This is a genomic window from Nocardia arthritidis NBRC 100137, assembly GCF_001612765.1.
Classification (GTDB): Bacteria; Actinomycetota; Actinomycetes; order Mycobacteriales; family Mycobacteriaceae; genus Nocardia; species Nocardia arthritidis.
Genome location: NZ_BDBB01000005.1, coordinates 13,597 through 37,628, shown reverse-complemented (window position 1 = coordinate 37,628; position 24,032 = coordinate 13,597). Strand labels below are relative to the sequence as shown.

Sequence of the window (24,032 nt, the reverse complement as noted above, 5' to 3'; positions counted from 1 at the left end):
GAGACATGGCAGCAGGCAAGCCCACCAAGGAAGCGAAGGCCGCGGCGAAAGCGGCCCGCAAGCAGCAGTCGAGAGAACGCCGCAAACAGCTGTGGCAGGCGTTCCAGATGCAGCGCAAGGAAGACAAGCTGCTGCTGCCGCTGATGATCGGCGCCTTGGTCGGCATCACCGCCGTCTTCGTCGTGATCGGCCTCGTCTTCGGGCTGACCTGGTTCCTGGTTCCGCTGGGCGTGGTGCTGGGGGCGCTGGTGGCGTTCATCATCTTCGGCAGGCGGGTGCAGAAGAGCGTCTACCGCAAGGCCGAGGGCCAGGCGGGCGCCGCGGCCTGGGTGCTGGACAACCTCCAGGGCAAGTGGCGGGTGAGCAACGGCATCGCCGCCACCACCCAACTGGACGCGGTGCATCGCGTGATCGGCCTGCCCGGCGTGGTGCTGGTCGCCGAAGGCTCCCCGCAACGGGTCAAGTCGCTGCTCGCCCAAGAGAAGAAACGTACCGCCCGGCTGATCGGCGATACCCCGATCTACGACGTCGTCATCGGGAACGACGAGGGCCAGGTTCCGCTCAAGGACCTGCAGCGCTACCTCACCAAGCTGCCGCGCAACATCGACACCAAGCGGATGGACCTCATCGAGGGCCGGTTGTCCGCCCTCAGCGCGCGCGGCGGGCCCGCCCTGCCGAAGGGGCCGATGCCCGCGGGCGCCAAGATGCGCGGCGTGCAGCGGACCATCCGCCGTCGCTGATCCTGCTCGGCCGAAAGGCCCGCGTCCGAGGACGCGGGCCTTTCGACTGCAACCGTGGCGAGGACTGACTCGAGCCGCGCCCGGTTCGCGCTACCGGCCGAAACCGGCGCTCAGCGGGAACGCACCAGTGCCGTGCCGGTCGCGCGGTCGTGCATGCCGCGCCCGTCGGCGTCGGTGAACAGCGCTGGCACCACGAACAGCAGCAGGACCTGCCTGGCCAGCGCCCGGACGAACCCGACAGGCGCGTCCGCGTCGATGCGCACCGTCCGCAGCCGCAGGAAATACTGTCCCGGCGTGAACCCGAACAGCGTGACCGCGCCGACGCCGATGACGAACCAGATGAGCAACGTCACACTCGATGCCGAACCGCCGCGGACGAGCAGCGCGGCGATGCCGAGCGCGATCATCCAGTCCACGAACAGGGCGGCGATGCGGCGCCCCATTCCGGCCAGCGAGCCCGCCCCGGTCTTCGGCAGGCCGAGTTCGGCACCGGGGAACTCGGGGGTTGCCGGGCCGCCGGAGTCGGCCGGGGGTCCGGAGAGCCAGGAGCCGGTGATGCGTGCCATGCCCCCAGAATAGGCGCGACCGGACCGGCGCCCGGGATCGCATAAGCGCCAGTTCAGCGTCGGCGAGCATGTCGGCGGGGGCAGGACTACCATGCAAGTCGAGTCCGGGTGGTCAGCACCACGCGGCCTGACGCACGTGTAACACCGGCGAAACACATCCTTGACTGCGGGGAAACACGGCATCCATAGCGTCTGGTCGCGACGAACCCATGCAAGCGACACTGGCTGGGAACCGATCCGTAAGGAGAACAAGTGACGTTCAGCACGGCCGACGAGGTCATCAAATTCATCGCTGATGAGGACATCGAATACGTCGACATCCGGTTCAGCGACCTGCCCGGTGTGCAGCAGCACTTCTCGATCCCGGGGAAGGCCTTCACCACCGACCTCGCCGAGGAAGGGCTAGCGTTCGACGGCTCCTCTGTTCGTGGGTTCCAGTCCATCGACGAGTCGGACATGCTCCTGCTGCCCGACTTCTCCACCGCGCGCGTCGACCCGTTCCGCGCCGCCAAGACGCTGAACCTCAACTTCTTCGTGCACGACCCGTTCACCCGCGAGGCCTACAGCCGCGACCCGCGTAACGTCGCGCGCAAGGCGGAGGAGTACCTGCGCTCCACCGGCATCGCCGACACCGCGTACTTCGGCCCCGAGGCGGAGTTCTACATCTTCGACTCGATCCGCTACGACTCGGCCATGAACGGCGCCTTCTACGAGATCGAGTCGGTCTCCGGTTCCTGGAACACCGGCGCGGAGTTCAACCCGGACGGCACCCGCAACCGCGGCTACAAGGTCCGCAACAAGGGTGGCTACTTCCCGGTCGCGCCCTACGACCACTACGTCGACCTGCGCGACAAGATCTCGACCAACCTGCAGAACTCCGGCTTCGAGCTGGAGCGCGGCCACCACGAGGTCGGCACCGCCGGTCAGGCCGAGATCAACTACAGGTTCAACACCCTGCTCGCCGCGGCCGACGACCTGCAGCTGTTCAAGTACATCGTCAAGAACACCGCGTGGCAGGAAGGCAAGACCGTCACCTTCATGCCGAAGCCGCTCTTCGGTGACAACGGCTCGGGCATGCACGTGCACCAGTCGCTGTGGAAGGACGGCAAGCCGCTGTTCCACGACGAGGCCGGCTACGGCGGCCTGTCCGACCTGGCGCGCCACTACATCGGCGGCATCCTGCACCACGCGCCGTCGCTGCTGGCGTTCACCAACCCGACGGTGAACTCCTACCACCGCCTGGTCCCCGGCTACGAGGCCCCGATCAACCTGGTGTACTCGCAGCGCAACCGCTCCGCCGCGGTCCGCATCCCGGTCACCGGCAACAACCCGAAGGCCAAGCGCCTCGAGTTCCGCGCGCCGGACTCCTCGGGCAACCCGTACCTTGCCTTCGCCGCCATGATGATGGCCGGCCTGGACGGCATCAAGAAGAAGATCGAGCCGCTGGCCCCGGTCGACAAGGACCTCTACGAGCTCCCGCCGGAGGAGGCCAAGAACATCCCGCAGGCCCCCACCAGCCTGGCGTCGGTCATCGACCGCCTCGAGCAGGACCACGACTACCTCACCGAAGGCAACGTCTTCACCGAGGACCTGATCGAGACCTGGATCACCCTCAAGCGCGAGGGTGAGATCGCCCCGGTGAACCTGCGGCCGCATCCGTACGAGTTCGAGCTCTACTTCGACGTGTAAGCCTGACCTGCGTGTTTAGGCCTGATTCGGGCCTTCGGTACGCAGCGGGTACGCAGTAGACGGATTCGAGTCCATTCGCTCAGTGATCACAGCAGCGATCACCTGGCGGGTGGACTCGTCCGTATCCGGCCACAGATGGCCGTAGGTATCGAGGGTGGTCTTGGCGTTCGCGTGCCTCATGCGCGCCTGGACGACTTTGATGTTCGCGCCGTTCGCGATGAGCAGCGACGCGAGATAGTGACGCAGGTCCTGAAAGGTGAACTCTTCCGGCAGCCTCGCTATCTTCGGGCGGATCGTGCGTATGGCGCGAGGGGAACGCGCCGCGGTGTTGGTTGTCGTAGCGCAGTTCCCGTTCCGAGCGCCAGTCGTAGAACCCGGTCGCGCCCAACGCGATCCGGACTTTGGCGACGGCGCGGCCTCGGGCAGGCCACAAACGGGAGGGCTGCCAGTCCGGCATTGGGTGGCCGAACACCTGCGCCACGGCCGCGCGGGTCGGCACGATCCACTTCGGGCCGGTGTGGACCTTCATCAGCGGGTGCACCATTCCGCCGGCGCGCAACCGGCCGAGCATCTCGTAGACGTGGTTGCGGCCGGTGCCGAGGAACTCGGCCAGCACATCCGGTTGCATCGCACGGTGCTGCACCAGCGCGTAGATGGTGCCGGACTCCCGATGAGTGGAGGTTGCTCGATCGTTTCGAAGACTTGGACTGGAACCTCCGAGCGTTCGAAGCCGAGGAACTGCCTCGGTATGTGACGCGGTGCGCGGCCTGGCTTGAACGAGACCGTAACCGCGTGTGAGGTGCCGCCGCGCGCCGGACAGATGCCTGTTTGTTCCGAAGTTGTTCCGAAGACGGTTGGTCCCGTCGAAGTGTGGAACAGTTCTTCTCGATCTTGCGTTGCCCTGCGCCTTCGGCGCAGGGAGAGCCAGTGGGTCAAGTAGGTGGGGAAGTGGATAGTGGGGGGACCATAAGAGGAGCCGGGTGGGTGGCTGCGTCGGGTGCGGAAGTTGCATTTGAAGCTGCGCGAGTTTGGACGGGTTGCGTCATAGACCGCGCGGAGGGTTCCGGGTGGGACAGGCAGGACCACAACGGGAGGGTGTCGGCTGGCGTAGTTGATGCGTATGCATCAAGCGGGACCCCCTCTTATGTTCTCCGGACTAGCTGAGATCTCGGTCGGTGGAGTGACTTTTGTCCGTTGCCAGTTGGGGACGGTGCGCCAGGCGCGGCCCCGGTCTTGGTGTAGCCATGTTTTTTGTGACCGGACCCGGGAAGGCCTCCAGATAGGCGGGTCGATTTAGTCCCAGTAGTTGAAGAGGGCGTCACCGACAGTCTCTGGTTTCCAGAACCGGATGTCGGCTCGGTCTAGCTCGGGCCAGGCCGCCGCATCGAAAGGCCGAGCGAGCTCAGCCGCAGTGAGTATTTCGAACCCTGCTTGCTCGGACAGGGCTGTCACCAGGTCGGGAGCCTCGACAAAGGTGAGGGGACCAGCCTCGATCGCACCCTCATCGAAATCGATCGCCCGTGGCTCGGCGACCGCGAGCACCGCAGAATCGCGCAACGCAACCACTGCGACGTGCCGGTCTCGGTAGGTGATGACTCCTTGATGGAAGTTTGGAGTCACGCCCTCACCCACTCGGAATTCGATCACCGTGCCACCGGTGCGTCGAGCAGCTTCGTAGCACGCTTGACGGAAGGCGCGGAGTTCGGTCACAACTGCGAAGGTATCCGGCGGTGTCGGAATTCGCGACCATAAACATCCGCCGCCAGCGGATGGTGCTGAGATTCACGATCACTTGGTGTCCGGATTCGCGATCAGAAGCAAACTCACTGCTGGTTGATGACGGGAATCCCGAGGTCGGTCGTCGTTGTGCTCGTTCCGCTCTCGCGAGCGCGCATCCGGTCGAGGGTCGCGATTTTCCCGGCGGCGGCGTTGAGACTGACTTGTAGTCCCTCGACCTCACCGGTCCAGCCATTGGCGGGGGCTTCGGTGATGCGGTCGCGCAAGTTGGCGGCGATCTCGGCGAGCCGGTCGCGGGCGCGGAGGTCGACGCGCAGGCTCGGGCATCGGATGCAGGCGTGTTCATGCTGGCAGGGGCTCCCATAGGGGCGTCCGCAGGTGCCCAGTTCCAGCTTTCGGAGTTCGAAGTGCTGCTGGAAGTGCTTCCATTCCTGTTCGGTGGGTTCTCGGTAGTCCGATTCGGGGCGCAGCCCGAAGTCGGTGCGCAGCTACGCATTTGCGCCAACGGCTGTGATTGATGCATAGGCGTCAACCGCCTAGATGACGACTCCAATGTAGGTAACGCATAGCACCCGGGCAGCGAACTAGTGCAGAGACGACCCGCGCAATCAGCCGGAGCAGCAGAGGCATGGCAAAGCTGTCATCGACCGAGACGCTGGAACGGTTCGTCCTACGAGCACGACGCATCGTCGGGCACTCACTCCTCCGTGATCAGCGCGAGCTGATGGACCGCGTTCGTAAAAGTGAGATGCAACTTCACTTTGGGCCGGTGGATCCTGAAACGAGGCAGCGTGCCGTAACCTTCGCCAACGGTTCCCTGAGGAGGAGGCTCTTGAGTCGCTAGCCGCCCGGATTCGTCCGCTCATTCTCGACGGCGAGCCGGTCTACTACGAGAGTGTGCTGGATGTGCTCGGCGAGCTAGTCTCGCCCGATGACTTCGCGGCAGTGAGCGGGCAGTCGCTCGATTGGTGGCGGCAGAAATGGACTCACGCGGTTAGTCGGAAAGATCCCGCAGCGCAGGCGTACATGATCCTGACGGACAATAGCTCAGTGACTGATCGGCAGCTCATGTACGCCTGGCTCTACGGGGACATCGTGCACGCCGACGACGTGGACAAGCGACACAAGGTAGACGGACTCAGCTTCAACGAAAGGTACTGGGCTGCGGCTGGCATGGTCGCACGGATCGCAGCCTGGACCGAAGACACTCTCAAGTTATCCGGAGGCTTGCTGACTGCGGCCACCTCTCGCTGAACGAGGATGTTTGGACGCGGGCGGTGGCTGTAGATGACCCGAACCGGGAAACTGAGGTCGCCGGTGCCTACCTTGCTAACGGCGTCAACGTACCCATACCCACGAACGCAACCGACCCGCTAGACCCTGAGGTATGGCGAAGGGTCGGCGGTTCGGGTGTCGAGCCGGACCCGAACGAATAGTACGCAGCAAGGTCACGAGCGGCACCCGTCAACCAACGCCGCCAACGCTGAACGCGCAGGTCGTTCCGGCCCGTGCGGGAGCGCCTATTCAGGCGCCCCTCGGCGCTGGCCGACGAGTCCATCTGGTCCGTGGTCCTCCGAGATCGCGAAGCAGATGGACTCGTCGGCGTTCGGGCGTCGACGGACTACACAGTGCTCCAAGTGGGTGTGCCGTAAACGTTGAGTTTGTCGATGCCGTGGTCGGCGGAGAAGCCCAGTCCGACAGCGGAGTAGCGCCAGGCGGCACCGGACGACTTCGCAGCCTGGGCGAGTGCGTCGACGGCGTATGTGGTGCCGTGGTGGCGAGATGCGAGTTCGGTCACGAGATTGCCGAAGTCGGTATGTTGCCGCGACCCGAGAGAGAGCCCGAAACCGGTGCCGCCCGCGCTTCTCGAACAGCAGACGAACCAGTCGTGTCGGTGGAGTTCGGCTGCGTCGATGCCACTCCGGACGAACTCGGACAGCAGTTCCCAGGCCGGATGCCCGAAGTAGCGGGACAGTTTCATCGGCACAGCTACGTCGTCGTAGCGTGCCTTCAAGTAGATCTTGTGGTTCACATCGCCGCGTGCATCCACCTCGAGCGCGGCGGCCACCGGGGTGATGAGTTTCTCGTGATCGGGCACGGTGACCAATCCGGCGAAGCCGGGCCAGGCACTGCACAGCCTGTCCAGTGCCCCCGGCACGATCTTGAGGCCGCCGTAAACCTTGAGGCGAGCCGCATGACGTGGCGCCTCGACATGATGAACAATCCCCGTCCACGTCGCCGAACGATGCTGTGCGGGCACTGTGGCAGGGTCCGGATACAGCGTCGTGACAAACGACTGCAGCATCTCGACCACGCTCTCATCACCGTTGGGCAGCCATGCGACCAGATCCCGTATCGAGGCCAGGTGAGCGGCGACGCGAGAAGCGAATTGCGTCTCCTGCGTCGCGATCTCGGTGATGTAGCGAACGGCGGGCGTGAACTTTCCCCGGCCGCCGCTGACACTGGCCTCGAACGGCGTGCCAGAAATCGTCAACATGCTGGCCCGGTGACCATCCGGCCCCAGCGCGTCGAGTTGACCTCCGCAGGCTCGTTCCATCATGGCGCGGATGGTCGATGGGTCACTGCCCGGCGACAATCGATCGGCCACGTCGACCAGGAATTCTCCGATAGGTCCAGTCATCGAGATCGTCAGGATCGCCTGGCGTGGACCGGGCCTGCGGACGGCGCAGCGGCACTTCTACCCATATCGGCAGACTCTCTCACCCCAGCGCCGCGCCTCCTCGGGACGCTGTTCTCAATTCTGGGAATGGCGAGTCCGTCGGGCCCTGCTGTGCTCGAGAGTGGCATGTCTTTCGATCGGCAGGGGGCGCGACCTTGCCGGGTGGTGGGAGCCTGCCGCCGATGTCCGCGTACACCGCCGGGGCGGCTTGCGCGCGTCGTGGCCCGGCCGGTCCGATCTCAGAGGGAAAGCAGGGTGTCGTGGACAGTGATGTCACCGAAATGATCGCCGCGGCGTGCGAGTTCTTGGTGAGCCACCAAGATGCCGATGGCCATTGGCGCGACTATGAATTGCCTCCCGGCAGATCCGAATCCTGGATCACCGGATGTGTGGGTGTCGCGCTGAACTCGGCCGAGGATCTCCTCGTGCCCGATCCTCGCCGTACCCTGGCCCTCGACCGTGCCGTCGCGACGTTGCGTGACTCGCAACGACCGGGCGGGTGGGGATACAACCGATCAGTGTCGTGCGATGCCGACACGACCTCATGGGTGGTGCGCTTAATGGCCACACGCGATCCTGGATATCCCCTGACGGCGGATGTTTTTACCGGCTACATCACACCGGTCGGCGCGGTGCGCACCTTTCCGTCGCCGGTATTCGGTTCGTGGGCAGAGGAACACGACGAGGTTGCTCCCATGGCAGGGCTCGCGCTTCTCGCACTAGGTGACACGCTCACGATCGAGACCATCCGCGCGCATACTGTGAGCCGCCACCTGGACAACGGAAAGTGGGATTCGTTCTGGTGGCGCTCGGACGCTTACGTCGCCGCACACAACTTGACGTTTCTGGCACTTTCCGGCGGCATACCGCGGGGGATCGCCGAAGCGGAGCAGGAGCGCTTGAGTGAAGCTGTCGGCCCGGCGAGCGGATGGCTTGATCCCGGCTGTGAGCCATCCTTCGACATCGCTCAGCGCCTGATCACAGCCGTGCGGCTAGAGGCATTCGGCTACGTCGCCCTGCTATGTCAGGCGCTGCTGGCGGCGCGGCTACCGGACGGCGGCTGGCCGGCCTCGATGGGGCTGCTCGTTCCGGGTCAACGGACGCCGACCACCGAGATGTTCGCCGATGATCGCAGGCTACTCAGCACGGCGATGGCTGTGCTAGCCCTGACGGATGTCGTGCGCGCAGCACGGCTCGGGCTCACCACGACAGATAAGTCCACGACCGCTGCGCCGACGGCCGAGCCCGTAGGATCGTCGGTCAGTCGCAGTGCAGCCGGGCGTCCTGCCGGCGGATGAGTGAGGATCCATGCGAGAAATTCACCCCAACGTACGCGCCGCACTCGGCCTGGGGCGGGAATTGCGACACCGCATCGCCGCAATGCGCGAACGGTCCGACGGGATCGTCGCACGCCGACCGTCCCCGAGCGGCTTGGTCATTCCCGAAGTCGACGCGACCGGCCGGTTGCTGGACCTCTACCTGGCGCCCGGAACCTGCGCCCGGTTCGACAATGGAGAGCTGGCCGCCGAAATCATGGCCGCCGTCACCGAGAGCGTGGAGGATGCGCGGCGGCAATACCACATCGCGATGAACGACACCGACAATCTGCCGCGGCCGCTGTCGGAGGTCATGCGGGAATGGCAAGGCGAAAAGGGTCCGGACCAGCAGGTCCCCAACTTTGGGAAGGCGGAACAATGAGCCTGAGATAGCTGGCGGGAGGGATCGACCGAGCATGCCGAATTACCTGGATGTCGAGCCGGATCAGCTGCGCGCGATCGCCGAGCAGCACGATCTGGCCGCCGCGAACATCCGGAAGTGGGGTGAAATCCCGCACAGGTGGCTCGCCGACTTCGAGCCTACCTACGGCATGATCGCCGATCCAGTGCGAGCGGCTCTGGTGGACTACTACAACAGGCGCCATGACACCGCCGAACGTCTCGCCGCCAACCATGAACGGTCGCGAGACGAACTGATCGCCGCTGCGAGGGCGCTCGAGGCTGCCGATCAGTCCGGCAGACATCGGATCGGAGGCGCCGGAGATGGTTTCGGCGACGCAGTCCCTCGTGTCGGCCCGACACCCGGCGCGCCTACGGATCACACTGCCCCGGTGGGAGACAGCGGGGACACGCCCTCCACGAACGGCACCCAGCCGCCGCCTCGGCCTTCCATCGCGCCCGACGCGGCAGGTGCGCCGGGCGTGCCCGACGGTGACGTCGGACACTCCGACCAGCCGCTTCCGCCATCGGTCTCCTCGGTGCCGCAGGCGTCCGACACCGCATCCACCGGGATCGCCGCGCCGGGCGGAGCGATACCGCATTCGGTCCGTGGATCGGAGCCGGACATCGGCGATTGGACCGATGCGGCTCCCGTTGTCGACGGCTCGAGTAGCACGACAGGCATGACCGGCGTGGCCGGCGATTCGGATAGTGCCGCAAGTGCAGTCGGTGGGCTGGGTGCGCCACCGGTGCTGGAACCGCTCCCGGCGATTGCTCCCGGCGATGCCGCGGGAATGGCCGCGGGGATGCCCGCGCCTCTGGCAACAGGTCCTTTCGCTTCGGTGGCGCATGCGTCCGAGAACAGGCGGCGCCTCCCGTCGTTGGTAGTGGGTGGACAGGTCGGAGAGGATCTGGCACTCGCCCGTACCTTGCTCGCCGCTACTCTCGCTGCCGTAGCCGAATCGGCGCATGGTCTGGAATGGGCCGTGGCGGTGATGCGGACTCCGATCGGGCCTATCATTCTGCTGACTACCACCGAGGGCCGTGGTTGGCTGCCGTCCGGTCTGTTCCTGCCGTCCGAGGTCACCCTCCCGTGGAAATGGGACGCCGTGCTGGACAACGCGGCCCGGAGAGCCACCGCGGCGCTGGAGAGCACAGCGGACCCTGCCAGGATGCTCGCGGAGTTCGGCTCGGTAGGCCGACTCAGGAGCGCTCGAATCAGTGCGATGGTCTCGTCTGCGGCCATCTCCGACGACCTGTTCGCCATCCTCGGCGATGATGTCGCTGTCGAGGGCGGGGTATCGCCTGCCGAGTCCGCCGTCGACTTCACCACCCCCGGTGTCGGACTCGTCGATCGCTTGACACTTGCCGGTTCGAGCGAATTGCTGCTACAGGCGGACGCGGTGCCCGAAAACGAAATCCGGGCAAAGTGTCTCGAACTGGCCCGAGTGGCGGATGCCCGGGTCCGCGCCGCCGTCCCGCACATCGGTGGTGAGTTTCCTGTCCACCGTGCCGCGCGGCAGCAGATCTTCGATGCGATGCACACGGGTCGGCCTGTTCCGGCGATCTGGTTGGAGGAGATGCTCGCCGCCGACAGCAGGACGGCGGCTGAATTGCGGTCGCGGCAGATGGGGATTTCCTACGCTCCGCCCGGGGGGCCTCCCTCGGACGTGTCGAGCGCGGCAGCGCTGCGGGCCATTATTTTCGAGCGTCGTGCCAACGAACTGCTGTTGCTGGCCGCCGCGGGCGAACCAGATCGGCAGACGCTGCGCGACGCGCTCTATGCGTACGGCCAAATCGCTGATCACCCCCAGCTACCAGCGGTCGCGCGCGTGACGGTGGAGGCGACCGACACCGCCCTTGCGCACCCCCACGCTGGAATGACGCGCGATGCCGGGACGGATTTGCACGGCGTAAGCGTCAGTCCCATCGGCTCCGACGGGGTGCCCCCGCGCATTACAGAATTGTTGAACGGTTCGGCGGGGTCCAAGGGCTCCAGTGAGCAGAGGAGCGCCTGATGAGCAAGGTAGACGACGCCGTCAACAAGATCAACAAGCACTACGAGTCGAGCACGTGGGACGGGGTCGGTTTTCAGGACGGCCAAGCCGAAGACTCGTTGAAGGCGCTGGACGGACTGAATTCGACCGAGTTCAAAGAAGCCTTCGACAAGCTGGAGCCCCAGGTGCGAGAAATGCTCGCCAGGGACACGTCCGGCAATGTTGCCGAAAAATACCCGAAGATCATCGATGCGCTGAAAACCGGACACCCGGAAGATGTCGTAGCCGCGAAAAAGACGAAGGAAGACGAGGCTGCCACGCCGAAGTTCGCGGACGGCTACGGCTGGGAGTTGCCCGACGAGAAAGAACATTTGTATCGGGTCGACCTGTATCAGCCGAAGGGCGCTAGCGCCTCCCTGATCAGCCTGATCGAGGACACCGAGTTCACGATGCAGTGGGGCTTCGACACGTTGGGTGCTCGTGATCCGAAAGCCGCTCCCGACTTCACCAACGTGCTCGACGGCCAGCAGGTCACGAGTGCGGACGGATGGTCCCAGGTCAGAGATAAGCACGACACGCTGAAAGAGCAGTTGAGCAAGCGGCAGACCGAGTACACCGACGCGCACAAAAACGTCAAGGTAGACACAGACGACTCGGCGGTGCTGAACTCGGATACTTTCAAGAAGCTCAAGCGGATCACCGAAGAACTCAACGAGAAGCTGCAATTCGCGTTCCCGGGCGCCAAAGTGGTCGACGGCAAGATGAAATACAGCTTCAAAGATGCCGACAATTCTATGTCAGAGATCGTGGCTTATGAGAAGAACAAGGATTCGGGAAACTACTTCCTGACGGCACAAGCGGAGCAGTCGTACTATGTGCGACACATAGATGCTGCTGCCGAAAATTGGGACAATGAATACGAGCACGCGACGAAGGAATTCCAGAAGAAATCCGAGAATATCGACAACCAAAACAACAATAACAACAATAACAACAACTCGAACAACAACAACAACGCCAACAACAATAATAACGCCAACAATAATAACGGCAATAATAATTCCAACAACAACAGTCCCTATGTGCCGCCGCCGCAGCAGAATTCCACCCAGCAGACCGGCGCCACGAACGACGACTGGAGTTCCACCTACGACGACCTGATCAATGGTTCTACCGACACCTCGGCGACCGAGACGGGTACGGGCACCCAGCCGATCTCCGACAGCGGAAGTGCGGACACGTCCTCGTTGGGCATGAACCCGGCCGCCACTCAAGCAGGCTTGCAGACCGGTACCGGCATCGGGACCGGATCGGGGACGACGGGTACGAACACCGGCAGCGTCGCGCCCGCGGCCAACACCGGCGACAACGGTATGGCCAACGCCATGCAGCAAATGGCGATGATGAGCGCCATGAGCGGGATGATGAACCAGGGTAATCGTCAGCCCGACGACGACCGGGCCTACGACCGGGCCGCGGAGCGGGAGCGGCGCGAGGACCGGGAACGGGAACGGGAACGCAACCGCAACGCCCAGACGGCCACTGCGAATCAAGCGGTCCAGCAGACGGCTCCTCCCGGCGTGACTGCGCCGGCGTACGCGGGCACTCCGCCTGCGGTGACGACACCGGGCGGAATGGTGGATTACAAGATCGGCAACTCGACTGTGCAGGTATCCCAGCCGATCGCGGAAGCGTTGCAGCGGCAGACGCAGAACACCGCCACCGACGCGGCGGCCGCGTACGCCGGGACAGCGGGCGAGTCGACGGCGGACCATCCATGGGCGACGGTCAACGATGTCGCCCAGTTGAAGACCGGCGACGTCGTGCAATGGGAGAAGCACAGCGCGCTGATCGTCAAGAACGAGACAGGGCTGAACATCCTGGACAACGGTCTACTCGTTCCCTTGGACCCCAACAACCCGCCGCTGACCGAGAAGTACGGCGGTTTCACCGGCTACGCGCATCCGACGGGTTTGGACGTCGGTTCCAACACCGCCGATCCCGGAGTTGCGGCGCCGCCTCCGCCGACGTTGAGCACGGCGCAACCGTCGGGCCCGCCTCCCGTCGGTCCACCACCGCAGGTCTGAGCAGGCTACGCGCGCGCCTTTTCCCCGCGCACCGACGCGGCGACCTGGTTCGGCATCGGCTCGTGGTGGGCGTAGGTGCGGGTGAAGTCGCCGGTGCCGTGCGAGATCGAGCGCAGGTCGATGGCGTAGCGGCTGAGCTCGAGTTCGGGAACCTCGGCGTGGACGCGGGTGCGGCCGGTGCCGTGCGGCTCGGTGCCGAGGACGCGGCCGCGGCGGCTGGACAGGTCGCTGAGGACCGGGCCGACGTAGTCGTCGGAGACCAGTACCCAGACTTCGGCGAGCGGCTCCAGCAGTCGGATCCCCGCGGCCGCCGCTGCCTCGCGGAGGGCAAGGGCGCCTGCGGTCTGGAACGCGGCGTCGGAGGAGTCGACGGAGTGCGCTTTGCCGTCGAACAGGGTGACGCGCACGTCCACGAGGGGATATCCGGCGGTCAACCCACGGGAGGCCTGTGCTCGAACGCCTTTCTCCACCGACGGAATGAATTGGCGCGGAACAACGCCACCGACCACTTTGTCCACGAACTCGATCCCGGCCCCTTCGGGCAGCGGTTCGACCTCGATCTCGCACACCGCGTACTGCCCATGCCCGCCGGACTGTTTGACGTGCCTGCCGCGCCCGGTGGCCTTGCCTGCGAACGTCTCCCGCAACGCCACCTGGTGATCGGTCACGTCGACCTGCACGCCGAACCGGGTCCGCAACCGTTCCAGGGCGACGTCGCGATGCGCTTCGCCGAGACACCAGAGCACCAGCTGATGGGTCTGAGCGTTGTGCTCGAGGCGCAGCGCCGGATCTTCGGCGGCCAGGCGGGCAAGGCTTTGGGAGAGTTTGTCCTCGTCGGCTTTGCTGTGCGCGCGAATGGCGATGGGCAGCAGCGGGTCCGGCATCGGCCACGGCTCGATCCGCAGCGGGCTGTCGGTGGACGACAGTGTGTCGCCGGTTTCGGCGTGTCCTAGTTTGGTGACGTAGGCGATGTCGCCCGCGATCGCCTGCCGCAGCGGGCGTTGCTGCTTGCCGAAGGGGGCCGAGATCGCGCCGACCCGCTCGTCCAGTTCGTGGCTCTCGTGGCCCCGATCCTCCAGGCCGTGTCCGCTGACGTGCACCGTGTCGTCGGCATGCAAGGTGCCGGAGAAGACGCGGACCATGCAAACCCGCCCGACGTACGGGTCGGACGCGGTGCGGATGACCTCCGCGGCCAACTCTCCATCCGGGTCGCAGCGCAGCGGATGCGGTTCGGCGCCGTTGCTGGCGGTGATGGCGTGCTCGGCTGGTGTCGGAAAGCCGCCGGTGATCAACTCGAGCAATTCGACCGTCCCCAAACCTTGCTTGGCCCCCTCCGGCGCGGGCGCGGCGAACAGCACGGGATGGAAGCTGCCGCGGGCAACCGCGCGCTCCAGGTCGGCGACCAGCGTCGCCAGGCCGATCTCCTCGCCCTCGAGGTAGCGCTCCATCAGGGTCTCGTCTTCGCTCTCCGCGATGATGCCCTCGATGAGGCGGTTGCGCGCTTGCTCCAGAGCGGGTACCTGATCGGGCGAAGGGTCGCCCTGCACCTCCTCCCCGGAGGAGTAGTCGCCCACGCAGTGCGGCAGCAGCTCCACCATGCCGGTGACCGGCCGGTGGCCGTCCGGGTTCTTCGGGCCGTACACGGGCAGATGCAGCGGCAGGATGTTCTCCGACGATCCGCCGCCCAGCACGGTCCGGCAGGTCTCGGTCATCACGTCGAACTCGTCGCGCGCCGTGTCCAGGTGGGTGATCACGATCGCGCGCGGCATCCCGACCGCGGCGCACTCCTCCCACAGCGCCCTGGTCGCGCCCGCGATTCCGTCCGCGCCCTCGGCCGCCGAGATGACGAACAGCGCCGCGTCGGCCGCGCGCAGTCCCGCCCGCAGCTCGCCCACGAAGTCCGCATATCCGGGGGTGTCGACCAAGTTGACCTTCATCCCGGCCCATGCCACCGGCACGACCGACAGCTGCACCGACCGGTGCTGGCGATGCTCGATCTCGTCGTAGTCCGACAGCGAGGTGCCGTCCTCCACCCGTCCGGCCCGGTTGACCGCCCGCGCGGTGAGCGCCATGGCGTCGACGAGCGTGGTCTTGCCCGACCCGCTGTGCCCGACCAGGACGACGTTGCGGATCTGCTCGGGCCGGTCCGCGGTCACTACGCCGCCGTTGCCCGCGGCAGCTCCGTTGGTCTTGTCCACCATGTGTCTCGCTCCTCTGCTGACACCTGCCGTACGTCCACCTTCCCACCGGGCGTTGCGTTCCGCCGACGAATCGGCAGATCAGGGGTGTGCGCGGTCGAATGCGCAGGCGGGGGGCTCGCCGGTGCGAGGCTCGTCGCGCGGGCTCAGCCCGCGGCGGTGCGCTACGAGCCGCCACGCGATACGAACGGCACCATGCCCGGTAGCGGCGTTTTCCGGCCCGGTGGACGTCACGGTCGCGATGAGCTGACCGGGCTCGGTGGCGGTCACCTCGATAACCGTCGAAATGACCGAATCGAGGGCCGGCGCCACCCGCGCGATCAACTCCGGGTCCGCCTCGTCTGCGAGCCGCAGTGGCTTCACCGTCGGCGCAACCGCCGGGTCGAGCGCCTGCCGCAACCAAGCGCGCGAGCCACTCAGCCGAGCCCGCGGGAAGCCGAAGTCCGACCGGAGACGTTCCCCGCACACGATGTGCGAAGAACGCTCTCACGAGAACCCGATGCGGGTTCGGTCAGGACAGCCGGCGGATGTCTCCGCGGACGCGGTAGAAACCGCCGCGCGCCGACTCGGCGATGCCGTCGACTACGTAGCGAGCACCCGGTCGCCGGATGTCCTTGGGGAACTGGACATTCCATCCCTGGTGGAATCCGGGGGAGACGACACGTACGCGCAGCGAACTGCCGTGACTCACGCATTCCACGATCACGCCGGTGCCCGCGTCGGAGGTGATCTCGACGGTGTCGCTGGGCACCACCGCGGAGATCTCGGGTGCTTTCACCGACACCGTCTGCGGCAGCACGCCCTGCTCGGCATCGCGGATGGCGGCTTCGCCGACGTCGAGACAGGCCAGCGTGCCCGTCGTGGTGACGAGGTACAGCTTGTCGTCGTGGTACTGCATGGAATAGGCCGAACCGCAGCCGGTGGCCAGCTTCCACACGCGGTTCCCCGCGGCGTCGAAGCAGTACACCGACGAGTAATTGTCACCGGCGAAGACGTAACGGCCGTCGGGCGAGGTGGCACAGGAGAAGACCGCGGCATCGCACTGGTAGATGCGCTCGGCTCGGCCGTTCTTGGCCACCATGCGGACCTGGTTGCGGGAGGTGCCCGCGTAGACGGCGTCGGATTCCTGCCAGCCGAACAGGACGTCTCCTCCGGTGCCCGCCTGCCACAGGGGATTCCCGCTGTCCAGGTCGTACTTGGTGACGCCCGCGGAGTGCCCGTGGTAGACGCCGTGCGCGTCGATGCGCACCATCCAGCCCGAATCGCCGGTGCTGCGCCGGGTCCACAGCGACTCTTCCTCGTAATCGATCACGGTGATGCCGCCTTGGCGGTCGGAGACGCCGAGGATGCCGTCGTGGATGTCGAGCCAATAGATGTCGACTTCGGCCGCGATGTCGTAGGCCGCCCGCGGCACCTTGCCCGACAAGTCGTAGACACGGCCGTCGTCACATCCCGCGTAGATCCAGAAATCATCGGCCACAATGCATTTGACGGCGTCGGGCAGGCGGTACCGGCCGGTGACCACGCCGTCCGGGGTCAGGGTGAACACGTCGCCGCTCTCGTTGCCCACCCAGCAGCGGCGCTCGTCGACGAAGATGCCGAAGGCGGCGGCGCCGGAGTCGAAACTCCACAGCACGGGCGCGGCCGTCGCGGTCGAGCGGCCGCTGCTGATCGCCCGCCTGGTCACCGGACGTCTGCCCCGCGCTCCCATCACAGCGGGCGCATAGCCCTTCCGCACCTTCTCGCCGACCTTTTTCGCCGCGGCCGCCTGCGCCTTCTCCTCGGTGGCGAACGAACTGACCTTCGTCTGCCCCTGCTCGCCGATGCGGCCGAAACGGACACTCACTTGCGTGCCCGCGACGATCACCTCGTAGAACTTGTGCGCGGTACCACTGTCCTCGGACAGTTCGAGATAGGTGGTTCCCCCGATTGTCATAGCGCCTCGCCTGTTTTCGTCAGATCAGAACGAAGCGAAAGTTAGCAACAGGCACCGACATTCAGCGATTGTCAGGCGCGGTCCCGACCGGAGCGGTAACGGGGTCTGGCAGAATCGTGCCCGGCTCGTCACGAGGGGGACACATGGTGTTGACCGCACGATTCCAGCCGGGATCGACCAGTCGTCCGTTCGTCGACCGTGAGCCGGTCCTGACGCGGTTCGAGGAACTGCTGGCCGACGCCGATGAGCATCCCCGGGTCATGCTGCTCAACGGTGTCGGCGGGATCGGCAAGTCCCGGTTGGTCACCGAGTTGCGGGCGCGGGTCGAGAAGCGTCATCCGGCGGCGGTGCTCGATCTGCAGGTGCCGAGCCATCGGCAGGCCGCGGACGGGCTGGCCGTGCTGCGCGTCCAGTTCGGCGCGCAGAAGATCAAGTTCCATCGCTTCGACATCGCCTGCGCGGTGTTGTGGCAGCGCATGCACCCACATCTGCGCCTGACCTCGGACTCGCTGGCGCTGGCCGAGCACAGCGAGATCCTGACCGAAATCCTCAACGACGCCACCGGTATCCCGGTCTTCGGCACCGCGACCCGGCTGCTCGACCTCGGTGCGCGCCGCGCCATCCGAACCCACCGGATACGCCACGACCCCGTCCTCCAGGAACTCGACCGACTGAGTCTCGCGGGTTTGGAAGAAGCCGTCTCCTACCTGTTCGCCGAAGATCTCAAGAGCGGGACGGAGGGCAAGAAGCCCTACGTGGTCTTCCTGGACGCCTACGAAGCGCTGATGGGCGGCACCGATCGCGAAGGCCGCGCGGCGGCGTCCGACGCCTGGTTGCGCGATGTGGTCGCGCAGCTGGACACCGGCCTGGTGGTGATCGCCTGCCGCGAGCCGCTCGGTTGGGAGCGGCACGACCCGGAGTGGTCGACCCGGATTCGCGCCGTGCCGGTCGACGACCTGCCGATGGACGCCCGCTTCGAGCTGCTCGACTCGTCCGGTATCGAGGATCCCGCCGAGCGCGCGGCGATCGCCGCTTCGAGCGCGGGCGTCCCGTTCTATCTGCATCTGGCCATCGATGCCCGCACCCGCGCGGGCTGGGTGGCGCCCGCCGCACTGGTCTCGCCCGAAACGCTGCTCGAGCGCTTCCTCCAGCACGTGCGTCCCGACGAGGTCCGGTTGCTGGAACTGCTCGGGCTGCCTCGTACCTTCGATCGGGAGATCTTCACCGCTGTCGCGGAGCAGTTCGAGCTACCTCATCACATCGCGGCATGGAAATCCCTGATCGCGTACTCGTTCGTGTACGCCGCCGACGAAAGCGGCGAAGGCGAGCGCTTTCAGCTGCACCAGCTGATGGTGGACGCGCTGCAGCGGCGCTTGGATCCGGATGTTCGGCGCACCCTGCATGCGGTGCTGCACAACCTGTGGTTCATCCGTGCCGAACGGCCGACCGGCCGGGTCGCCGCTCTGCGCGAGGCGGGATACCACGGTGTTCGTTCGGGCATGCTTTCCGCGGTGACGTTGCTGCACTACGTCGACCGGATCGAAGCGGCAGGTGGCAGCCAGGGTATCGGCGGAGTGATCAGCGATCTGGACCGCTACCTGAGCGATCCGCATGAGAACCTGGCAGGTATGGCGGAACTGTCGGAACTCACGCGGTGCCTGGAAGCGGAAGCGGCGGTGCTGCTCGGCGACGCCAAGCAAGCCGATCGCCTCACTCGGGACGTCGCTCTGGATCGGACCGGACCCATCGCGGAGCGGTTGGCCGTCGCCGCGGCGAACGCGCGCCGCATCCTCGGTGACACCGACGAGGCGTTGACCATCTACCAGGACGTGTGGGCGCGAGGATCGGGGCGGGCCCGGCTCGTCGCCGGTCAGTGGGCGGCCGACCTGCACATGTGCCAGGGCCGATTCGGTCAGGCCTTGACCATGTGCGAGGAACTCGTGACGATGGCCGACGGTGACGACCGCGAGTTCCTGGGCGATGTGGCGCGGTTGCGACACCTCGCCTACCGGCTGGCGTTCGACACCGACCGCGCCGCACAGTATCTGGCCGAAGCCGACACCCATTACCGCGCCGCGGGCAGCGTCGTCGGACAGGCCAATATCGCGACGAACGTGGCCGAGCTGCTGGCGCTCACCGACCCGTCGCGGGCGATCGCGGCCGCCGGAGCCGCGATCGTGCAACAGCGTGAGCTGGGCGCGCTGCACGAACTGGGAAAGGCGTACACCGCACTCGGTTTGGCGCGGCTGTCGCTCGGAGAACTGGACGCCGCCGAGCACGCGCTCGCCGAAGCATGCGAGATTCTCGAACAAGCCGGGTACCGGTCGGGCCGCGCCAGGGCGGAGCTGTTTCGTGCCGGCGTCTCGCACGCCGCGGCTTACGCGACGATGCCGTCCGCAGTGCGCGCTGGGCCATCGCGGAATTCGAGGGCGCGAACGTCTACCCGGGGTTGGTGCTCGTGGCGCGAGCGGTCCTGGCGCTGTACGGCTGGACCGAACCCGACATCTCCAAAGCCGCCGCGGCGGCGCGGTCGCGTATCCAGCCGCCGACGCCAGGATCGGGCGTGGACCGCGACGCGGCACGGGTGATCGCACGGGTGCTCGGTATCGACGCGGAGGCGATGTACCACGACGCGCTGTCCCGCGCGCAGTCGGCGGCTGGTTACTACAACCACAATGTTCGGGTCGACGGCATCGCGGGCGCGGTGAACGTGCGGATTGCCGTCGAGGGCGCCGATGTGATGGATCTGCGGCAATGGCCTGAGCCAGCGATCTTGATCGCGATCGAGCCCTTCGTCGCCTCGGCGCCGAAGCTGCGCTGGGAATCGGTACGCCCCGCCTACCAGATCCACGACTACATCGACGGCGACCTGCTGGATCGCCTCGCACCTCGCGGCGTCCCCGTTCCGGCTCATGTACCGGCGGATGTGGCGGCGTTGTTCGCCGAACTTCGCCGTATTCCTCGGGAACTGCTGCCGCCGAGCGAGCCGGGCCGGGACGACGATCCCGCTGGGTTCGCTCGCCGATTGTCCGCTGTCACCGCGCGGGTGTACCGCGACAGCAGCGCGGATTTCGGCGAACTGTACCGCAGGCTGGGCGTCCCGGATCAGCCGCTCGGGCACGTCATCGCGTCGTGGAACACGCTGGAAGCCAGACCGTTTCGGATGGTGCACGCCGACGTGCACCGGAAGAACATGATCGTGCGGAACGGCCGGGTCGTGTTCCTCGACTGGGAATTCGCCCTGTTCGGCGACCCCGTGTACGACGTGGCCACCCATCTGCACAAAATGGGCTACCTCCCGCACGAGCAAGACGCGTTCCTGGCCGAGTGGATCGCCGCCGAACCCGAGGCCGCGACCGGCGAGTGGCGGCGTGACCTGCAAACCTACCTCGATCACGAGCGGGTCAAATCGGTCGTCGTCGACGCGGTTCGCTACAGCAAGGCGCTCCGGCAGGGAGCGGGGGACGCGGCGGCGGAAGCGGCGTTGGTGGACAGCATGGCCGGGAAGCTGCGACTGGCGCGCGAGGTGTGGGGGCAGAGCGAGCCGGTCGACGAGGTGCTGGTGGAAGCGGCGCTACGCGGACGACGATGACAGGGCGAGCCGAAATCACTTGGGCAGAGTGCCGATCGAGATCCCGGTGATGACCTCGGCCACTATCACACCATCGGGATATTGCCGCCCGTAGACGCCGACCAGGGCGCCCACGCGTATCTCGGTCGCCCGCTTGGCGAGCAGGACATGCACCTTGGTGCCGGTGTCGGTACGGACCTTGACGCTGTTGCTGGTGAACGCGTTGCGCACCACTATGGTCGTGCCGTCGTTGGCGGTGACCTTCCCGAACGTGATCCCGATGCCCGAGCGGCCGGCAGGAGGAGCGGCGACCGAAGGTGTCGTCGCGCGCACGGTGGACGAAGGCTGCGAGGTGCTCGGGGCGCTGGTGCGGACCGGTGTCGTCGTCGATGACGCGGCCTTTTCCGCTGGGCCGCCGACGAATAGACACCCCGACACCACCAAGATCACCACGCCGATGCAGAGCCCGACGAATGCGGCCGCTCCCGTGTTCTGCAGCCGATGCGGTTCGTCGTCCCCACGTCGTGGCGGCAGCGGTGGCATTCCCATTGCCATAGTTCGAGAGACGGTTTCGGACCGCGGCGCGAGCGCACCCGGATGCACTCCGGACCGGACCGGACGCGAGGCTTCGCTGTCGACACGTGGCCGCGACCCGCTCGAAGCAGTGGAGTTCGATCTCGTTCTCGCCATCGAAATAGTTGTCGCCGAGAGTGTTTCGGGATCTCCCCCAAGCCGTGCGAGCCGGCCTACTCGCGCCGACTTCCCACTGTGCGTACTCCAGCGAGGCATATGGCAAGGGTAGGTGTGCCTTTCGTGTGCTTGTTGTCACTGGCGGGGAGTACCGGCGTCACCAGCATCGACGAGTGGTCGACCGGTTTCGCCCGGCCGCTCCGGTCGTGCACTGAATCGCAACCTGCCCGATAGTGTTGTGCGACAGCAGCATTGCGGGTCGGTGGCGGCGTGCATCTGGATTGGCACAGGGGCGATTCCGGGCGCTCGGCCCGCACCCCGATCGATCACCGATCCGAGGGGCGCGAACTCCGATGGAACCGATCGGCGGCCTCCTGCGTCAGTGTCGATGTAAGAAGCGCGAACAGGCGAATGCGAAGTGGGAGGTGTTGGTGACCGAATTCGATGTGCACCATGCTGCGGATGACTTGGTGCGAATGGCGGCGGACTTCGAGCGCCGGGCCGGACGTTTTCAGGAGTTGGAAGGCCGGATGCAGGCGCTGACCGTCACCGAGTCCGGCAAAGATGGGCGGGTCCGGGTCACTGTGGACAGCAGCGGCGCACCGACGGCGATCGATCTGTCACCGAGTTCGCGCGGTCTGGACCCGGCGGTGTTGTCCGCCGAGATCATGTCGTGCCTGCGGCAAGCGCAATCGGCGTTGCGGACACAGGTCATGGAACTCGTGCGGAATACCGTTGGTGACGACGAGGCGGGCGTCGCGATCGTCGCTCAATACATCCAGCGTTTCCCCGATCCAGAGCCGCAGTCGGACACGTCGTTCGAAGACCGGACGTCGTCATCGTCCGGCCACAGTCCATCCATGACACCGGCTCATTCCCCCGCGCCGCAGAGCCCGGCGTCCTCGGAGGCGACGCCTCCGTCGCGAAGCCGCAAACCAAACCGCGACCAGGTAGTCATCCCGGATGAACCGGATCCGGAGACCGAGTACTACAACCGCTCCTGGCTGGTGTGACCGTGACCAATCCTGACGCCATCTCCGTCGATCCCGACGAAGTGCGCAATCATGCCGCGAAGCTGCAGAAACTCATGGAGAGCTTGACCCTGTCGCTCGAAGCGGCCGCCTACCTGGGTTCGGCCGACGACGGCTTCGGTGAGATTCCCCGCCCATTTGTGAAGCTTGTGCTGGACGCGAAGCATCGGAACACCATCGACGTGATTCGCAAGCTCGCGGAGCACGTCGCGGCGCTGCCGGACAAACTCGACACCGTCGCAGCGGCATTCGAAGGCAAAGACAGCGCCTTCGGCAGATCGGTGACCGAATTGCGCGAGACCATCGCCGAGGCACCGGGAGGGTCGAAGTGAGCACGGGAATCGGCGACTGGCTCAACGAGAACACTCCTGGTTTCGACGATCGGAAGAAGCCCGAGAACAATCCACTGATCGCCGAGGGGACCGATTACCGGGAGGAGTACTTCCAGGAGACGGTCTTCTGGATGCACGACATCGGTCTGAAGCGGGATGAAGAGACCAAGCTGCCGGGGGTTCTGTCCGGCACCATCGCCGGAGACGCATGGGAGGCTTACGCCAACTTCCGCAACGCCAAGACATTCGACTCGATCACGGGCGGCATCGCGGTCGGCGCGACCGTGTCGGACGCGGTGTTCGACCCGTTCGGATTCGTGGGTGATCAGATCGCCGGATGGATGCTCACGCACGTCGAGCCCTACCGCAAGGTGCTGGACGGGCTCGCCGGAAACGACAAGATGGTGGGGGCCTATTCCGAGAGCTGGAACCTTATCGCCAAAGAACTGACCGACATGAGCACGACGTGGCAGTCGAGTCTCGAGGCCGACATCGCGACGTGGACCGGGAGCGCGGGGGACGCCTACCGGAACCGGGCGACGGATCTCATCGACCAGATCGCTGGCGCGGGCGGGGTAGCGGCCACGCTCGGCGAGATCGTGGATACCGTGTCGAAGATCATCAAGGCGTTCCGGAAGATGGTGCAGGACATCCTGACCAGCCTGGCCGGAGCACTGATCGGATACACCTTCGAACTGGCGGCATCCCTCGGCGCGGCAGGGCCACATGTCGCCGCCGCGGTGGTCGCCAGGATCGGGCGCGATGGCTTGAAGATCTCGAAGTTGCTGCTCGACATGGCGAGTGCCTTCAAGGACGTCCAGACGCTCACCCAGGCGGTTGCCGCTGTCATCTATGCCCTTCTGGGCAAGGAAAACCAGCCCGCCAAGGGCTGACGATCTGGATCCGGCTTCGCGAAGGCAATCTTTGCGAACAGCATCATCAACGAAGGGAATCCAAGCACTGTGAACGATCAGCACGCGCCTTATGCGGGCTTCGGTGGCCCACAGCAACCTCGACAACCCGGTGCAGGCGCTCTGCACCAGCCGGGCCAGACGGGTTGGAG

At 65.9% G+C, this 24,032-nt stretch carries 22 protein-coding genes and 1 pseudogene; 13 read left to right on the top strand and 10 right to left on the bottom strand.

Annotated features, from left to right (window positions below; genetic code table 11):
• The first annotated feature begins 5 nt into the window (after positions 1–5).
• The gene (locus NA8_RS04235; protein ID WP_063049043.1) at positions 6–740 is read left to right on the top strand and encodes a DUF4191 domain-containing protein; all 735 of its coding nucleotides are present in this window, start codon (positions 6–8) and stop codon (positions 738–740) included.
• A gap of 110 nt (positions 741–850) precedes the next feature.
• Here the strand turns inward: NA8_RS04235 and NA8_RS04230 are convergent, their stop codons facing one another.
• Entirely contained in the window at positions 851–1,306 is a 456-nt protein-coding gene (locus NA8_RS04230) for an RDD family protein (RefSeq protein WP_063049042.1), read from the bottom strand.
• Between the two features lie 252 nt (positions 1,307–1,558).
• On the opposite strand from NA8_RS04230, the gene glnA reads away from it, so the two are divergent.
• Positions 1,559–2,995: a type I glutamate--ammonia ligase gene (gene glnA / locus NA8_RS04225; protein WP_063049041.1), complete on the top strand. Its 1,437-nt coding sequence runs from the start codon at positions 1,559–1,561 to the stop codon at positions 2,993–2,995.
• A 15-nt stretch (positions 2,996–3,010) separates the two neighbouring features.
• Here glnA and NA8_RS33455 read toward each other — a convergent pair whose 3' ends face one another.
• From NA8_RS33455 to NA8_RS34860, 3 genes are all read right to left on the bottom strand, one after another.
• Positions 3,011–3,268 carry a tyrosine-type recombinase/integrase gene (locus tag NA8_RS33455; protein WP_369690245.1) on the bottom strand — a complete coding sequence of 86 codons (258 nt, stop codon included), beginning with the start codon at positions 3,266–3,268 and terminating at the stop codon, positions 3,011–3,013.
• 1,020 nt (positions 3,269–4,288) lie between these two features.
• Positions 4,289–4,705 carry a M24 family metallopeptidase gene (locus NA8_RS04220; protein WP_063049040.1) on the bottom strand — a complete coding sequence of 139 codons (417 nt, stop codon included), beginning with the start codon at positions 4,703–4,705 and terminating at the stop codon, positions 4,289–4,291.
• Between the two features lie 113 nt (positions 4,706–4,818).
• The gene (locus NA8_RS34860) at positions 4,819–4,998 is read right to left on the bottom strand and encodes a hypothetical protein (protein ID WP_245663669.1); all 180 of its coding nucleotides are present in this window, start codon (positions 4,996–4,998) and stop codon (positions 4,819–4,821) included.
• A gap of 631 nt (positions 4,999–5,629) precedes the next feature.
• On the opposite strand from NA8_RS34860, the gene NA8_RS04210 reads away from it, so the two are divergent.
• A complete protein-coding gene (locus tag NA8_RS04210; protein ID WP_063049039.1) occupies positions 5,630–5,986 on the top strand; it encodes a hypothetical protein in 357 nt (118 codons plus the stop codon).
• Between the two features lie 367 nt (positions 5,987–6,353).
• On the opposite strand, the gene NA8_RS04205 is transcribed toward NA8_RS04210, so the two are convergent.
• On the bottom strand, positions 6,354–7,292 hold the full coding sequence (locus NA8_RS04205; RefSeq protein ID WP_157106525.1) for a hypothetical protein: 939 nt from the start codon (positions 7,290–7,292) through the stop codon (positions 6,354–6,356).
• Positions 7,293–7,672: 380 nt separating this feature from the next.
• Between NA8_RS04205 and NA8_RS04200 the strand changes: the two genes are divergently transcribed.
• The 3 genes and pseudogenes from NA8_RS04200 to NA8_RS35665 form a co-directional block, all read left to right on the top strand.
• Positions 7,673–8,710, top strand: a complete 1,038-nt coding sequence (locus NA8_RS04200; RefSeq protein WP_063049037.1) for a prenyltransferase/squalene oxidase repeat-containing protein — start codon at positions 7,673–7,675, stop codon at positions 8,708–8,710.
• A gap of 133 nt (positions 8,711–8,843) precedes the next feature.
• Positions 8,844–9,110, top strand: coding sequence for a hypothetical protein (locus NA8_RS34535; RefSeq protein WP_174550039.1), 267 nt, complete (start codon positions 8,844–8,846; stop codon positions 9,108–9,110).
• Between the two features lie 34 nt (positions 9,111–9,144).
• A pseudogene (locus NA8_RS35665) lies at positions 9,145–9,429 on the top strand (type VII secretion target); the annotation flags it as partial.
• Positions 9,430–9,506: 77 nt separating this feature from the next.
• Here NA8_RS35665 and NA8_RS34855 read toward each other — a convergent pair.
• Positions 9,507–9,755 carry a hypothetical protein gene (locus NA8_RS34855; RefSeq protein WP_245663668.1) on the bottom strand — a complete coding sequence of 83 codons (249 nt, stop codon included), beginning with the start codon at positions 9,753–9,755 and terminating at the stop codon, positions 9,507–9,509.
• A 55-nt stretch (positions 9,756–9,810) separates the two neighbouring features.
• Between NA8_RS34855 and NA8_RS04190 the strand changes: the two genes are divergently transcribed.
• Together NA8_RS04190 and NA8_RS34615 are read left to right on the top strand one after the other, a co-directional pair.
• Positions 9,811–11,145, top strand: a complete 1,335-nt coding sequence (locus tag NA8_RS04190) for a hypothetical protein (RefSeq protein WP_245663667.1) — start codon at positions 9,811–9,813, stop codon at positions 11,143–11,145.
• Entirely contained in the window at positions 11,145–13,211 is a 2,067-nt protein-coding gene (locus NA8_RS34615) for a hypothetical protein (RefSeq protein ID WP_063049035.1), read from the top strand. The genes NA8_RS04190 and NA8_RS34615 overlap by 1 nt, the downstream gene beginning before the upstream one ends.
• Before the next feature lie 5 nt (positions 13,212–13,216).
• Here the strand turns inward: NA8_RS34615 and NA8_RS04180 are convergent, their stop codons facing one another.
• The 3 genes from NA8_RS04180 to NA8_RS04170 all read right to left on the bottom strand — a co-directional run bounded on the left by NA8_RS04180 (position 13,217) and on the right by NA8_RS04170 (position 17,345).
• Complete coding sequence (locus NA8_RS04180; protein ID WP_063049034.1) at positions 13,217–15,412, bottom strand: elongation factor G-like protein EF-G2; 2,196 nt, start codon at positions 15,410–15,412, stop codon at positions 13,217–13,219.
• 78 nt (positions 15,413–15,490) lie between these two features.
• The gene (locus NA8_RS04175) at positions 15,491–15,808 is read right to left on the bottom strand and encodes a hypothetical protein (RefSeq protein WP_063049033.1); all 318 of its coding nucleotides are present in this window, start codon (positions 15,806–15,808) and stop codon (positions 15,491–15,493) included.
• 112 nt (positions 15,809–15,920) lie between these two features.
• Positions 15,921–17,345: a WGR domain-containing protein gene (locus NA8_RS04170; protein ID WP_063049032.1), complete on the bottom strand. Its 1,425-nt coding sequence runs from the start codon at positions 17,343–17,345 to the stop codon at positions 15,921–15,923.
• 143 nt (positions 17,346–17,488) lie between these two features.
• Between NA8_RS04170 and NA8_RS04165 the strand changes: the two genes are divergently transcribed.
• Together NA8_RS04165 and NA8_RS32430 are read left to right on the top strand one after the other, a co-directional pair.
• A complete protein-coding gene (locus NA8_RS04165) occupies positions 17,489–19,933 on the top strand; it encodes an AAA family ATPase (protein ID WP_063049031.1) in 2,445 nt (814 codons plus the stop codon).
• Positions 19,909–20,937: a phosphotransferase family protein gene (locus NA8_RS32430; protein ID WP_169810458.1), complete on the top strand. Its 1,029-nt coding sequence runs from the start codon at positions 19,909–19,911 to the stop codon at positions 20,935–20,937. Before NA8_RS04165 ends, NA8_RS32430 begins: the two co-directional genes overlap by 25 nt.
• Before the next feature lie 15 nt (positions 20,938–20,952).
• On the opposite strand, the gene NA8_RS04160 is transcribed toward NA8_RS32430, so the two are convergent.
• Complete coding sequence (locus tag NA8_RS04160) at positions 20,953–21,471, bottom strand: DUF5666 domain-containing protein (protein WP_157106523.1); 519 nt, start codon at positions 21,469–21,471, stop codon at positions 20,953–20,955.
• Between the two features lie 488 nt (positions 21,472–21,959).
• Here NA8_RS04160 and NA8_RS04155 point away from each other — a divergent pair, with 488 nt between their 5' ends.
• From NA8_RS04155 to NA8_RS04145, 3 genes are read left to right on the top strand one after another with little or no spacing between them, the layout of a single operon-like run.
• Positions 21,960–22,619 carry a YbaB/EbfC family nucleoid-associated protein gene (locus tag NA8_RS04155; RefSeq protein WP_063049029.1) on the top strand — a complete coding sequence of 220 codons (660 nt, stop codon included), beginning with the start codon at positions 21,960–21,962 and terminating at the stop codon, positions 22,617–22,619.
• A 2-nt stretch (positions 22,620–22,621) separates the two neighbouring features.
• Positions 22,622–22,969, top strand: coding sequence for a type VII secretion target (locus NA8_RS04150; RefSeq protein WP_169810457.1), 348 nt, complete (start codon positions 22,622–22,624; stop codon positions 22,967–22,969).
• Entirely contained in the window at positions 22,966–23,862 is an 897-nt protein-coding gene (locus NA8_RS04145; RefSeq protein WP_063049027.1) for a hypothetical protein, read from the top strand. The genes NA8_RS04150 and NA8_RS04145 overlap by 4 nt, the downstream gene beginning before the upstream one ends.
• Positions 23,863–24,032 lie beyond the last annotated feature (170 nt).

Excerpts from the sequence above, each read along its gene's own strand:
- NA8_RS04235 (WP_063049043.1), top strand. The coding sequence starts at position 6 with ATGGCAGCAGGCAAGCCCACCAAGGAAGCGAAGGCCGCGGCGAAAGCG.
- NA8_RS04230 (WP_063049042.1), bottom strand. The coding sequence starts at position 1,306 with ATGGCACGCATCACCGGCTCCTGGCTCTCCGGACCCCCGGCCGACTCC.
- NA8_RS04205 (WP_157106525.1), bottom strand. The coding sequence starts at position 7,292 with ATGATGGAACGAGCCTGCGGAGGTCAACTCGACGCGCTGGGGCCGGAT.
- NA8_RS34855 (WP_245663668.1), bottom strand. The coding sequence starts at position 9,755 with ATGTCCGGCTCCGATCCACGGACCGAATGCGGTATCGCTCCGCCCGGC.
- NA8_RS04190 (WP_245663667.1), top strand. The coding sequence starts at position 9,811 with ATGACCGGCGTGGCCGGCGATTCGGATAGTGCCGCAAGTGCAGTCGGT.
- NA8_RS34615 (WP_063049035.1), top strand. The coding sequence starts at position 11,145 with ATGAGCAAGGTAGACGACGCCGTCAACAAGATCAACAAGCACTACGAG.
- NA8_RS04180 (WP_063049034.1), bottom strand. The coding sequence starts at position 15,412 with ATGGTGGACAAGACCAACGGAGCTGCCGCGGGCAACGGCGGCGTAGTG.
- NA8_RS04170 (WP_063049032.1), bottom strand. The coding sequence starts at position 17,345 with ATGACAATCGGGGGAACCACCTATCTCGAACTGTCCGAGGACAGTGGT.
- NA8_RS04165 (WP_063049031.1), top strand. The coding sequence starts at position 17,489 with ATGGTGTTGACCGCACGATTCCAGCCGGGATCGACCAGTCGTCCGTTC.
- NA8_RS04160 (WP_157106523.1), bottom strand. The coding sequence starts at position 21,471 with ATGGCAATGGGAATGCCACCGCTGCCGCCACGACGTGGGGACGACGAA.
- NA8_RS04155 (WP_063049029.1), top strand. The coding sequence starts at position 21,960 with ATGGAACCGATCGGCGGCCTCCTGCGTCAGTGTCGATGTAAGAAGCGC.